A 13,290-nucleotide genomic window follows, 5' to 3' on the forward strand; every position below is an offset into this window, starting at 1 on the left:
ATACTGACCATGCTGAAATTTGCTCTGAGCCGACTATTGTCGGCAATCCCCACCCTGTTCATCGTTTCGGTGGCGGTGTTTAGCCTCATCCGCCTGATACCCGGCGACCCGGCCAGTCTGATGCTCGGCGATCTCGCTGATGCAGATGTGCTGGCCGCCGCCCGCCAGTCGATGGGACTGGATAAACCCGTGCCGCTGCAATTTGTCATCTGGCTTGGCAATGTCCTGCAAGGTGATCTCGGTCACTCCGTGCTGAATGGCCAGCCGGTGCTTGACCTTGTGCTGCAGCGGTTTTCGACCAGTGCGTGGATGGTGCTGATTGCAGTTGGTCTTTCCGTTCTGATCGCCGTGCCGCTCGGCATGGCAGCGGCATGGAAACAGAATGGCGGACTTGATCTCGCTATTGTCGCCATGTCGACTTTACTGCTTTCAATCCCGACCTTCTGGTTGGGATTGATGATCCTGCTCGGCTTCGGCCTCAAACTCGGCTGGTTGCCGGTGCTGGGTTATGTCTCGATTACTGACGATCCGGTTGCCGGATTGATCTACCTGATCATGCCGGTGGCAACGCTGGTGCTGCACGAAGTGGGCATTATCGTTCGTATGGCGCGTGCCTCGACGCTTGATGTGCTGCGGCTGGATTACATTACCCATGCCCGCGCCAAGGGTTTGGGCGAGGCGGCTGTGCTTCTGCGCCATGCGGCACGTAACGCCTTCGGCCCGACCTGGACGCTGATTGGTCTTATCCTCGGCAACCTTCTCGGCGGTGTTGCCGTGGTGGAAACCGTATTCACCATTCCAGGCCTCGGCCGACTGATCGTCGATTCCATCTATGCTCGTGATTACGCTGTCGTGCAGGGCTGCCTGCTGTTCGTGGCCGTCACCTACCTGCTCGTCAATCTGCTGGTTGACCTGCTCTATCCCCTGTTCGATCCAAGAGTGACTGCAGAATGAAACGCCATCAACGAAACCGTATCCTCGGCGGCGCCCTTCTCGCCTGTTTTTTCGGGGCAGCGCTTGCCGGACGCATCTGGACACCTTTCGACCCGATGCGCATCGATCTGCGCTCCAAGTTGCAGGCACCGGGCGCTACCCACTGGTTTGGAACCGATGAATTCGGTCGCGACGTGCTGTCGCGATTGATGACAGCTGCGGGAACCAGTGTTTCCATCAGCCTTGTGACTGTCGGTATTGCGGTGTTGGCGGGCGTATCGTTTGGCGTCCTGGCAGGGTACGCCCGTGGCTGGACGGACCGTGTCATCATGGCATTCAACGATGCATTGCTGGCGTTTCCCAGCATGCTGCTGGCGCTCGCGCTGTTGTCCATCACCGGCGCCAATATGTACGGTATTATTCTGGCGCTCGGCATTGCCTATACGCCATCGATGGTGCGTGTCGTGCGTGGTTCGGTGCTTTCGCTGCGTGAGCGGGAGTTCATCGAGGCGTCGCGGATCATGGGCAATTCGGCCGCCTATACCATGTTCCGCCATATCGTGCCGAACTGCCTTGGTCCGGTGATCGTGCTGGCAACCTCGATGTTCGGGTCGGTGCTGCTAACTGAAAGTGCGCTCAGCTTTCTTGGTCTTGGTGTGCCGCCACCAGCGCCGACTTGGGGCAACATGCTGGCCAGTGGCCGTCCCCATATCGCGGAAGCCGTATGGCTCGGCATCTTCCCTGGTCTCTGCATCTCCCTGTCACTGCTTGGCATAAATCTTTTCGGTGATGCGATCCGCGACCGTTTCGACCCCCGCATGCGAGGATTGTAAGCAATGAACCAGCCTCTTATTCAGGTCGAAAATCTTAGCATTTCCGTGAATGGAATTGATGATCACCTTATCGTCCGAGATGTTTCGTTCAGCGTTGAAGCGGGTGAAATCGTCGGTATTGTTGGCGAGAGTGGTTCGGGGAAAACCATGGTGGCACGCAGTCTCATGGGTCTCCAGCCCCCGGCGATTGCCATTTGCGGCGGTGATATCCGTTTCGAAGGTCGCTCTGTACCATCGATGAAAGGCAAGGAAATACGCGCATTGCGTGGTTCTCGGCTGGGCATGGTGTTTCAGGAACCGATGACCTCGCTCAATCCGTCGATGACCATCGGCAAGCAGCTCGAAGAACCACTGAAACTGCACACACGGCTGGACGCTGCGGCGCGGCGCGCCAACATTCTCGATATTTTGCGGCGGGTTGGAATTCATGATCCCGAAGGTGCCTTGCTGGCATTCCCGCACCATTTTTCCGGCGGCATGCGCCAACGCATGATGCTGGCATCTGCCATGCTGTTGCGACCATCACTACTGATAGCCGACGAGCCGACCACTGCGCTTGATGCGCTGGTACAGCGCGAGGTGCTGGAGCTGATGCTGGAGATGGTGCGCAGTGAAAACACCGCACTGTTGATGATCAGCCACGATCTACCCATGGTGGCGCGTTATTGCGACCGCGTCATTGTCATGCGGCAGGGCGAGATTGTCGAGCAGGGGCCGGTTAAGGATATCATTTCCAGCCCGCGTCATGATTACACACGCGAATTGCTGCAATCCATGCCGATGCGTGGGCCGCTCAGAGACATCGATCCGCAATCGAAACCGGTCATGGAAGTGCGCGGCATAGAGGTTACATACAGCGCCCGCGCAGGTTTTATGGCGCCGCGGAAGACCAAGAAGGCTCTGCAGGGTGTCGACCTTGTCGTGCGGCCGGGTGAAATCGTGGCGCTGGTCGGCGCCTCCGGTTCCGGCAAGACCACGCTTGGCCGTTGTATTGCCGGACTGGTTCCTGCCTCTGCCGGCCGTATTTTCTTTGCCGGTGAAGAGGTGAAGCCGGATTCGCCAGCATGGCGCAATTACCGCCTCAATTGCCAGATGATCTTTCAGGATCCGTTCGGTTCACTCGATCCGCGCATGAAAATCCGTGATATCGTCGCAGAGGCCCTGCGCCACGACACCATGTCGACGCGGCAAGAAAAGCTGAACCGCACCCGCACCATTCTGGAAGAGGTCGGGCTCGACGGGCGTTATCTCGACCGGTTCCCGCACGAGCTTTCCGGCGGTCAGCGTCAGCGCGTGGCGATAGCCCGTGCCATTGTCGGGCGGCCGCGGTTCGTGATCGCTGATGAGGCCGTGTCGGCGCTTGACGTTACCGTGCGCGCCAGAGTGCTGGAACTGCTGGCTGATCTGCAGAAGCGATATGGATTTTCGTGCCTGTTCATCAGCCATGACCTGGGTGTGGTCGAGCAACTCGCCGACCGGGTGGTGGTGATGCGTGATGGTGCAATCGTTGAGCAAGGCAATCGCGACGACATTTTTGACGCTCCGCAATCGAAATATACGCGCGCCTTGCTTTCCGCCATCCCAACCCTGACCCGCACCGAAACCGGCGTTTCGCTGAACTGGCGTTTCGCTGAAACGGAAAAACAGCAGGCGGATGCATTGCAATGAAAATAACAGCAGTAACCACGGATCTGCCACGGGCAACACCCGCTTCGCGTCGCACAGATCCGGCGATAATCCTTGCCATGCTGGATGAGATCAAACGTCACGATCTCGAATTGCATAGCCTTCTCATCTGGCAGGATGACGCGCTGATCACCAGCGCTTACTGGGCACCTTATTCACTTGCTCGCCCGCATATGATGCATTCCGTGACCAAAAGTTTTACCTCCATGGCCGTTGGCCTGGCGGTGTCGGATGGTCTGCTGTCGGTCGATGACGCGGTGCTGCAATTTTTCCCTGATTATGCAGGACCGGTCGACGATAATTTGCGGGCCATGAAGGTACGGCATCTACTGACCATGACCAGCGGTCATGGGCGCGGCATTTCCGGTGGCTCCTGGCGCCGGGTGCTTTCAAGCTGGGTGGAGGATTTCCTGCGCCAGCCCAGTCCCCACAATCCCGGAGACGTGTTCGTCTACGACAGTGCGGCAAGCTACATGCTGTCTGCCATCGTGCAGCGGGTCACAGGACGGTTGATTGCCGATTACCTCAGCGAGCGGATATTCCAGCCAATGGGCATGTCTGCCAACATGACATGGGATACGGGCACTGACGGCGTCAACACCGGTGGTAACGGTCTCAGCTGCACCAGTGAGGACATGCTGAAACTCGGCATATTGCACTTGCAGGGTGGTGAATGGCAGGGCCGACAGCTTTTATCGCGCTCGTGGGTGCAGGCGGCAACCGGCATGCAAATTCGGGACGTGGTGCTCGGTGTGTTTACCGGAGACCACTATCTCGGGCCGGATGAAGTCGGTGATGGTCAAAAGGTTAGCCGGCGGGAAGGCTACGGATATCAATGGTGGCGTGGTCCTCATAACAGCTTTTCCGCCAATGGCTTGTTTGGTCAGTATTGTATCGTCCTGCCGGAAGAAAATGGTGTCGTGGCGTTTACCGGCGGCTTGGAAGACAGTGATCGCCGTGTCCATCAGCTTATCTACGACGTGCTGCGTCCCGCACTCGGGAAGGGTGGCGGTAAGTCTGAGAGTGCCGAGAAGCTAGACGCGCGTCTAGCTGGGTTGCGGCTTGAAAATTATGCAGAAACGGCGTTTTCTTCGAAAAAAGTGCCGTGCGGCACATGGATGATCGAACCCAACGATCAAGCTATCGCAAGCATTGCTCTTGCCTCCAGCAGTAACGAGCTGAGTGTCATTCTCCGCGACGCCGACGGTGAACATCAGGTGCGAACAGGATGTGGTTTTTACATTGAAACTGTCACCACTATACCCGGCGCAAGGCTGCACCATTCCTACCAGCCAGCCGGCGGATTGAGGGTCTTGGCCTCGTCCCGCCTTCTTGAAAAAGACGGTGTCGACACGGTTCTGGAAATGGACTGGATATTTGTTGAAACGGCGTTTCGCGATACTGTCCGCTTACGCTTTGCAGACAGCTCGGTGACGCTTTCGAGGCGGGTGAACGTCAATTCATCCGAACTTGAATTGCCTGACATCAAGGGGCGACTGCTGGAGCAGCATGCAAGGGAGAAACAGCATGGTTGACGATGAACCGGTTTCGATTTCCCGCATGACGCATGAGAGATTTGCGGAGCGTATGAAACGCCCCGCAGTCATTCTCATTCCGCTTGCATCGCAGGAAGAGCAGGGGCCGCATGCGCCGATGGGTGATTTCATGCTGACCGAACGCCTGGCGGAAATGAGCGCCAGGGCGGGCGACGGGCTGACAGCTCCCGTGCTGCCTTTTGGTCATGCCGAATTTTTCCGGGCCATCGCCGGTGGAGTTCAGCTGCGTGCCGCGACATTCGCCGCCGTGCTTGAGGATATACTGACCTCGTTCCTCGATCACGGCCATGAACAGCTGCTGATTTTTAACGGTCACACAACGAATGCACCGCTGATCGATCAGGTTTGCCGCAAGTTGCGCCGTGAAAAAGGCGTGCTGATACCGGCACTGAACATCTGGCAGAGCCTGCCGGATAGCCTATGGAAGACGCTTTATGGTGATGATGCTGTACGTGTGCGCGGTCACGGCAGCGAACCGATGACCTCGGTCTATATGCATCTTTTCCCCGAACTGGTTCGAACAGAGGCGATGCGCGATCCCGCGCCGCGTGGCAGCGTATTCGGTTTGCCTGTCGGTGGTGTCTCTGCCACTCGTTTTGAAGGAATACCGGTCCAGATACCGCTTGATTGCACCGAGGTCGATCCGGACGGCATGCTCGGTGGTAGGGCTTGGCTGGCAAGTTCTGAAAAAGGTCAGGGGATCTGTGACCACATTGTTGGCCACACTGCCCGGTTGATGCGCCATCTGGCCGGTTTTGATCCACGAAACGCTGTACAGCCTTTTCAGGTATCTGCCCCGGGGCCGTCGCAAGGAGAAAGCCATGACTGAACTACGCATAGGCGCAATGCCGGATACGCCTCCTCAGGAGGTTATCGAGGCGTTGCAGCAGATTGAAACGGCCAGTGTCGGGCATCTGCGTCACACCGGTTTCATGAGCGGCTCCATTCAGGCGGTCTTGTCGCAGCAACGGGCCCGTGCCGGTATTGCCGTCACGCTCGCTATTCCCGCCATGTGCTCGACCCTATTGCATTACGCGCTGAGCCAGGTGCGCCCCGGCGATATGCTGGTGATCGACCGGCTGGGTGACAGTCGCCATGCCTGCCTTGGCGGTGCCGTTGCGCGGGCTGCGCGTATGGCTGGTATTGCCGGTGTCATCATTGACGGTCCGTGCACCGATGTCGCGGAAATCATCGCCGAAGGGCTGCCCGTGTGGTGCCGTGGTGTTTCGTCTGTCACGACCCGCCAGCTTGATCTCGGTGGCACATTCAATCGTCCGATCGCGTGCGGTGGTGTGCCGGTCTTGCCAGGCGATATCGTATTGGCGGATGCGTCTGGCGTGGTGGTGCTGCCAGCAGATGAGGCAGCAGAGATTGCGGCGATCTGCATTGCCCGTGAGACACGCGTTGCCCGCACCATGCAGCGACTGCTCGACGGCGAAAAGCTCGGCGACATCACCCGCGCAGTAGATAAGGTCAATGTGCGCCTCAACCCGGGTGCAACGGAAGGAACACAAAAATGACCCCGCTTTATGGCCAGTTGCAAGATGTCACGCTGGACGGCGTACTTTCGGTGATTGCACCCCGCGTACCTCTCGTTCCGATGGTGTTCGATAGTCCCCATAGCGGTCTGGACATGCCCAGGGGATTCAGGCCTGCTGTTTCCGCAGAGCGTGTGAGAGTGGCGGCAGACACCCATATCGATGATCTGTTTTTGTCGGCATGTGATATTGGTGCGCCGTTGCTGAGTGCGCATTTTCCCCGCAGTTTTCTCGATGTAAACCGGTCCTTGCTCGACATGGACACCCAGCTTGTGGACGGCGATTGGCCTCATCCGGTGCGTGACAGCGCAACCGCAAAACGCGGCATGGGGTTGATGTGGCGTTATGCCTGGGGCGATGAGCCAATGTATGCGGCACCCATGAGTGTGGTGGAAGCTGAGGCGCGGATCGCCACCTACTGGCAGCCCTACCATGAACACTTGGCTGGCCTGCTGAATGCAGTCTACAGCCGGTTTGGCCGTGTTTATCACATCAACTGCCATTCGATGACCGCGGTTGGCCATGCGATTTCGTCTGATCCGGCGGGAACGGTGCGGGCAGATATTTGCGTTGGCGATTTGCACGGCGGGTCGGCCTCCGGTGAATTTGTAGCACTGATCACCGAAACTCTTGAAGCGGAGGGGTTGGTCGTTGCGCTCAACAAACCTTTTCGTGGTGCGGAACTGGTCGCGGCTTATTCGAACCCGGCACTTCAACGCCACAGTGTGCAGTTCGAGATCAATCGCAAACTCTACATGGATGAGACAACGCGCGAGTGTAACGATGGTTACGAGGCATTAAAGGGCGTGCTCGCCCGTATGAACCGCGTGCTGGCCGATTACGCCAGTCAGCAACCACCGAAAAAACTGTAAGGGGAATTGTTTCATGTCTGCCCAGCAAAACGCCGTGCCACTCAATTTCTATCGCCGGGGCCGTACACCGATCTTTGCTTCGCGCATGGATCAGCGCTTTTCGTGGTGCTGCTATATTCCCGAAGGATATGATCCGGCCGGTGAAGCCATTCATCCGCTTGCCGTCCTCGTTCATGGGAGCCTGCGTGATGCTGATATCCTGCGCGACGAATTCATCGATTTTGCCGAACAACATCAATGCGTCCTGCTGGCGCCGCTTTTCCCGGCCGGCATTGATGACCCTGATGATCTGCACAACTACAAGCACATGATCTATCACGGCATTCGTTATGATCTTGTTCTGCTGGATATGATCGATGAACTGGCGATGGGTTACCGCGTCGAAAAGGACAAGGTGCTGATGCACGGCTTTTCTGGTGGTGCACAATTTGCCCATCGTTTTCTCTATCTTCACCCGCGTCGCCTCCAGGCCGTTTCGGTCGGCGCACCGGGTACCGTCACGCTTCCCGACGATCGCGCCAATTGGTGGGTCGGTTTAAACGGCATGGAAGAGATATTCGGCCAACCCATTGATATCGAAGCGATACGTCAGGTGGCGGTGCAGTTGGTGATCGGCGATGCGGATATCGAAACCTGGGATGTCACCGTCGGGCCAAAATCATCCTTCTGGATGGAGGGCATCAATGATAGCGGTGAAACACGCGTCGAGCGCTTGCGAGCCTTGGAAAAGGGTCTGAAGGCGATTGGTGCGGAGCCACGCTTCGATACGGTTGCGGGCATCAGCCATGATGGCACCGGCATTCAGCCACCCGTCAAGGCATTCTTCTCGGCTGTTCTCGAAGGTTCGGGCTGAGGAACCATCGGTTCAGCCGAGGACTGCAGTGTTCAGTCTTCGGCTAGAACGGATGTGGCGACCCACCGCGACACGTTTTTTGTACCCTGCGGCTCGTCAATCGTGACGCAGCGTGTGTTGACCACAAACTCAGGTCTCTCAACGGTTACAGTGGCGCGTTGCGTGCCAATCGTCGCGTGGAAAAGAACCTGCTCGGGGCTGGAAATTTCGCTCTCCGTATCCGTCTTACGAAGTGTCATCTCCCCCGCTATGCCGCGTTGTCGCGCCCATTCCAGCAGCGCGATTTCCGCAGTCTGTGCAGGCGCGTCGTAGGAGGGGCTGCCGCGATAGGCGGGCAAGTAGGCAATGCCCTGTTCAAGGCAATTGAGAAAATCGCCCACCTGCGATGGCTCCAGTCGGCTGTAACGGGCTCGTTGTGGTAAAACGACAAGCGAGGCGGCAAAACGGCATCCGCCGAGATGGGTAGATTGCAGGATACGGAAACGACTTGGGTCTGCCGCCTGTCGCAGCGCCTTCCATGTCGCAAAGCCGTAACGGGCGCAGCAAGGGTCCTGTTTGCCATCGGTGCAGCACACGATGGTCATGCGAGGGTCATGTCGGCCATCAAGCACGCCTCCGCCGGCCACATGCAGCAGCAATTGTTCGGCTTCCTCGGGCGTGACATGGTCCCTGACAATGCCCTGGTGTGTGAAGCCGATGTCGTCGCCGTCCACCAACGCAACGTGAATGCCCGCGGCATTGGCGGCCAGAATTGCCTGCCCGAGCTCTTCTGGCATGTTGTGCGATTTGATGCGTGGCACACGCCAGTCACCGCGCGGCCAGTGCAGCAGCACATAGCTTTTTGACGATGGGCCAAGTCCCGACGCTGGTTCGCCGCGTTCAGCACACAGGTCACGGCAAAAGATACGTATTGCCATCTGCAATCAATCACCGAGACGGGCGGGACGCGTGTCGCCGCTGGCGGAAGAACGGCTGAGATGGCGGAAGAGGATGGCCGACGCCAGCTTGCGGTCATCGCTTTTGATGGCTTCGAGGATTGCAAGGTGGTCCCGCGCCGCCTTGCGTACACCAGCTTCGCTCAATTCAGCAAATTCGGCATATTCGGTCATGCGTCGCAGGCTGTTCTGGCGGCGGATCGCCTGTTCGAGAAAGCGGTTGTTTGCCCAGGAAACCACGGCTTCGTGGAATCGGGCATTTGCCTCAAACCAGGCGGATCCTTCGATCGATGCCAAGGGGGCGTTCAGAAGTGCCGTCTGTTCACTTTCGAGCGCCAGCAGCATCTCCATGTCCACCCGGAATGTATCCTCCATTACGGCGCCGCATTCGATGATGGCGCGGAAGGCATAACTTTCATTGACCGCCTGTCGGTTGTCGAGGCATTCAGCAAAACGCCAACCGTGCCCGTCACGCCGTTCTGCCAGTCCTTCGGCGGACAGGCGCATCAGCGTGCGACGTACGATACCACGTGACGTGCCGAAATGTTCCAGGAGCTCAGTCTCGGAGGCTTCGCTGCCGATCAGGCCGTTTGCTCTTGCGTGCATGATTTTCCGATAGAGTGTATCCACCCCTGAAGGGGGAACCATTTCTTCCAGCCTGTCTTTGTCGGCTGGTGCACGCACCAGTGCAAAACCGCGATTGTCGATCTGGGCCAACATGCCCTTTTCCGTCAAAAATTGCAGGACCTGCCGGACGGGTGTCCGGGAAATGCCGAACTCACGTGCCAATGCGGCATCAGAAATCTTCTCCCCGGCCGCCCAGCGTCCTGCACCAATGAGGGGCATCAATTTGCGAGCAACCTCGATTTGCAACGAGCTCAATTCACCTGCCTCCAGTGTGAACGGCTCGGGTGTGACCACATTTCCACTCAAAAAAAGGACCAACCTCTGAAATAAAATGATTTATAGACGCGCATAATACAAAAATAACTTTTTTTAAAGGTTTTTTACAAGTGTGCACATGTTTGTGACCCTGGCGGGTTTCGCCAGGCGAGGCGCTCTTGCAGACGCCGATGCCCTCCTGCCGTGACTGAGACTGGAACTGGAACTGCGCGACGCTCTTGGCGGATCAACGCGTTGCGCGACGAACCATGACCGTTGTTTGTCGCCGTGCGAGCTGCTCATTACCCTGCTGGGACGATGACGACGCGTCCGAGGATGGAATTGCCTTCGGCATAAGCATGGGCCTCAGCCGCTGCCATCAGTGGAAACGTCCTGTCCACGATCACCTTGAGAGTGCCGCCCGCCGCCCGATCCAGCATCCCGGACACCGTGTCGTAAACATCCGGCTTTTCCAATTGCGTTCCCATGAAGACCCCGAAAAGCGATTGGTTCGCCTGCAGCGCCGGCCAAAGGTCGATGCTGAGCTGTGAACCTCCGGCATTGCCGACAAAGACCAAACGCCCCTCGGGGCGCAGCGCCGCAAGAGAGTTTTGCAGGGTTGTCGCCCCTACCGGGTCCACAACGAGATCGACACCGCGACCCTCGGTGAGATACATGACCCTGGCAAAGATGTCGGTCAAGTGATGGTCTATCGCATGATCGAGGCCAAGTCCGAGGAGAGGTTCAATCCTCTCGCTCCCAGAGACTGTTGCAAGCACAGTCGCACCTGCCTGCTGCGCGAGCTGAATGGCGGCGAGCCCGACGCCGCCGGCACCTGCCTGAATGAGGACGGTTTCGCCCCGCTTCAGACCACCCCGTGCGAAGAGGCAGTGATGGGCGGTCCCGAATGCGATCGGCAGCGCTGCGGCAGCCACCATATCTAATCCTTCCGGCACAAGCCAGGTCCGACTGGCGGCGACCGCACGTAACTCTGCGTGCGACCCGGCGAGATCAAAGCTCGTCACCCTTTGGCCCACATGACGATCCGATACATTTTCTCCAATTGCGATGATTTTTCCAGCGGCCGAATAACCGACAACATAGTCAGGATGAGGCGCGGGCGTGGACGCGCGATTAATCAAGTCCCCACCTTCAATGGCGGCGGCTTCAATGCGGATCAGGACGCCATCGCTGGCGCAAACCGGATCTGGGACATCCACGTAACGCAGGACGTCCGGTGAGCCCGGGCGATCATAGACGGTCGCTTTCATGGTTATCTCGATGCTCCCTCACTTGAGACAAAAACTGAACACATCGTCAAACGGCTCCGTGTCGGTTGCATTCACTTCGTGACGAACTCCAGAAGAGCGGCGTTCAGCACGTCGGCGTTGATGGTCAGCATGCCGTGCGAGAAGCCGGGATAGGTCTTCAGCGTGCCGTTTTTCAACAGCTTTACCGACTTCAGCGCGGAGTCGGCAATCGGCACGATCTGGTCGTCTTCGCCGTGCAGCACAAGTGTCGGTACACTGATCGCCTTCAGGTCTTCCGTCTGGTCGGTTTCGGAGAAGGCCTTGATGCCATCGTAATGGGCCTTTGCGCCACCCATCATGCCCTGCCGCCACCAGTTCTGGATAACGCCTTCCTGCGCGGTCGCACCATCATGGTTGAAACCGTAGAACGGGCCGGACGGCACATCGCGGAAGAACTGCGCGCGATTTGCGGCAAGCGCCGAGCGGAAGCCGTCAAAAACCTCGATCGGCAGTCCTTCAGGGTTTTCCGCGGTCTTCAGCATCAGCGGTGGCACGGCGGAAACGAGCACGGCCTTGGCAACGCGGCCGGCGGGTTCACCATGTTTGGCAACATAACGGGCAACTTCGCCGCCGCCGGTGGAGTGGCCGATATGGACGGCATTCTTCAGATCGAGCGCCTCGGCGACGGCAAAGGCGTCGGCGGCGTAATGATCCATGTCGTGACCTTCGGCAACCTGGGCAGACCGGCCATGGCCACGGCGATCATGGGCGACGACGCGAAAACCCTTGGAAAGGAAGAACAGCATCTGCGCATCCCAGTCATCGGAAGAGAGCGGCCAGCCGTGATGAAACATGATGGGCTGGGCATCCTTCGGGCCCCAGTCCTTGTAGAAGATTTCGGTTCCGTCTGTCGTCTTTACAAAGCCCATGATCATTCTCCTTCTGGAGTGTCTCGAATGGTGGGCCTGCAGCGCGCGCAGTACCCGATGGAAGGACGAGGCTTGTGGTCAGTGCGAAGACCGAGATCAGGACATAGCGGCGAGGGAGCGGCAGGAAAAGAACGGCTCACGTGACAGAACTTGCCGTTAAAAGTCTTTCCTGTCGGGTAAAAGCGGCGAGGGCCGGCAGACGGATAGCTCCGCCCCTTGCCAAAATGCTTGCCAGGTTGGCGGCGATCAGTCAGCCACCGGCGTATTGAGAAGCTGCTGCTCCCAAAGATATGCGATGCCGCTGCCGCCGAAGTGCTGAATGAGAACCTCGGTCACCTCCTCGACATGCTCGGTGCGCGCCCAGTCGCGTTGCCATTCGCCAGCGAGCGCCATCACGGTCATCGGGTTCGCGCCGGCCGCGATCATCCGCTGGATGGCGACTTCGTGAGATTCCTTCGAAATCCCGCCCGACGCGTCGGTGATCACGGTCACGTCCCAGCCTTCGCCAGCGGCCTGGATCACAGGCATTGCCACGCAGACCTCGGTCCACAGCCCGGCGATGATCAGCTGTTTGCGGCCTGTCGCCTTGACCGCGTCCACGACCTTCTCGTCCTGCCAGGTGTTGACCCAGGTCCGGTCGATGACCTCCTGACCCGGAAATACGTCGGTGATCTGCTTGAAGAGAAGTCCGCCGCGCGCTGCGATCACGCTGGTGAGAATGGTTGGAACATTGAAAGCTTTTGCCAGCTTCGCCAGCGCGGTCGTGAGATTGACCACGGCTTGCGGATCGTGGCTGTTGAGATTTGCGAGCTGATAGGGTTGATGGTCGATCAGAACGAGGACCGAATCTTCGGGACGAAGAAGAGAATCGAGGCCGTTACGAAGGGTCATCAAGACTTCCTTTCTCTGCCGCCATGGACGGCGATGGGTTCAAGAGAGACACGCGCCAGCGGGCGGCGTTGCCTGGAAGCAATTTGCTGTTCCTTTTGGTAGGGCGATAGTGCCATATTCTGGCTAGCTGTG

General features: G+C 58.2%; 13 protein-coding genes. 8 read left to right on the forward strand and 5 right to left on the reverse strand.

Annotation, left to right across the window (positions count from 1 at the left end):
• The first annotated feature begins 9 nt into the window (after positions 1 to 9).
• Genes PL640_RS22835 through PL640_RS22870 form a run of 8 tightly spaced genes read left to right on the forward strand, consistent with a single transcriptional unit; the run spans position 10 to position 8,271 of the window.
• Entirely contained in the window at positions 10 to 954 is a 945-nt protein-coding gene (locus PL640_RS22835) for an ABC transporter permease (protein ID WP_271363639.1), read from the forward strand.
• Positions 951 to 1,766: an ABC transporter permease gene (locus PL640_RS22840; protein WP_271363640.1), complete on the forward strand. Its 816-nt coding sequence runs from the start codon at positions 951 to 953 to the stop codon at positions 1,764 to 1,766. The genes PL640_RS22835 and PL640_RS22840 overlap by 4 nt, the downstream gene beginning before the upstream one ends.
• Before the next feature lie 3 nt (positions 1,767 to 1,769).
• Positions 1,770 to 3,434: an ABC transporter ATP-binding protein gene (locus PL640_RS22845; RefSeq protein WP_271363641.1), complete on the forward strand. Its 1,665-nt coding sequence runs from the start codon at positions 1,770 to 1,772 to the stop codon at positions 3,432 to 3,434.
• The gene (locus PL640_RS22850) at positions 3,431 to 4,987 is read left to right on the forward strand and encodes a serine hydrolase domain-containing protein (protein ID WP_271363642.1); all 1,557 of its coding nucleotides are present in this window, start codon (positions 3,431 to 3,433) and stop codon (positions 4,985 to 4,987) included. Before PL640_RS22845 ends, PL640_RS22850 begins: the two co-directional genes overlap by 4 nt.
• 25 nt (positions 4,988 to 5,012) lie before the next feature.
• Positions 5,013 to 5,837, forward strand: coding sequence for a creatininase family protein (locus PL640_RS22855; protein ID WP_271363690.1), 825 nt, complete (start codon positions 5,013 to 5,015; stop codon positions 5,835 to 5,837).
• Positions 5,830 to 6,528 carry an RraA family protein gene (locus PL640_RS22860; protein ID WP_271363643.1) on the forward strand — a complete coding sequence of 233 codons (699 nt, stop codon included), beginning with the start codon at positions 5,830 to 5,832 and terminating at the stop codon, positions 6,526 to 6,528. Before PL640_RS22855 ends, PL640_RS22860 begins: the two co-directional genes overlap by 8 nt.
• Complete coding sequence (locus PL640_RS22865) at positions 6,525 to 7,418, forward strand: N-formylglutamate amidohydrolase (RefSeq protein WP_271363644.1); 894 nt, start codon at positions 6,525 to 6,527, stop codon at positions 7,416 to 7,418. Before PL640_RS22860 ends, PL640_RS22865 begins: the two co-directional genes overlap by 4 nt.
• 13 nt (positions 7,419 to 7,431) lie before the next feature.
• A complete protein-coding gene (locus PL640_RS22870; protein WP_271363645.1) occupies positions 7,432 to 8,271 on the forward strand; it encodes an alpha/beta hydrolase in 840 nt (279 codons plus the stop codon).
• 32 nt (positions 8,272 to 8,303) lie between these two features.
• On the opposite strand, the gene PL640_RS22875 is transcribed toward PL640_RS22870, so the two are convergent.
• The 5 genes from PL640_RS22875 to PL640_RS22895 form a co-directional block, all read right to left on the reverse strand.
• Positions 8,304 to 9,188: a sucrase ferredoxin gene (locus tag PL640_RS22875; RefSeq protein WP_271363646.1), complete on the reverse strand. Its 885-nt coding sequence runs from the start codon at positions 9,186 to 9,188 to the stop codon at positions 8,304 to 8,306.
• Between the two features lie 6 nt (positions 9,189 to 9,194).
• A complete protein-coding gene (locus PL640_RS22880; protein ID WP_271363647.1) occupies positions 9,195 to 10,088 on the reverse strand; it encodes a GntR family transcriptional regulator in 894 nt (297 codons plus the stop codon).
• A 302-nt stretch (positions 10,089 to 10,390) separates the two neighbouring features.
• Positions 10,391 to 11,359: a quinone oxidoreductase family protein gene (locus tag PL640_RS22885; RefSeq protein ID WP_271363648.1), complete on the reverse strand. Its 969-nt coding sequence runs from the start codon at positions 11,357 to 11,359 to the stop codon at positions 10,391 to 10,393.
• A gap of 71 nt (positions 11,360 to 11,430) precedes the next feature.
• Positions 11,431 to 12,267, reverse strand: a complete 837-nt coding sequence (locus tag PL640_RS22890) for an alpha/beta fold hydrolase (RefSeq protein WP_271363649.1) — start codon at positions 12,265 to 12,267, stop codon at positions 11,431 to 11,433.
• 246 nt (positions 12,268 to 12,513) lie between these two features.
• Positions 12,514 to 13,158: a hydrolase gene (locus tag PL640_RS22895; protein ID WP_271363650.1), complete on the reverse strand. Its 645-nt coding sequence runs from the start codon at positions 13,156 to 13,158 to the stop codon at positions 12,514 to 12,516.
• Positions 13,159 to 13,290: the final 132 nt, after the last annotated feature.

Origin of the sequence: Agrobacterium sp. ST15.16.024 (genome assembly GCF_027956545.1) — a bacterium.
GTDB classification, from domain to species: domain Bacteria; phylum Pseudomonadota; class Alphaproteobacteria; order Rhizobiales; family Rhizobiaceae; genus Agrobacterium; species Agrobacterium cucumeris.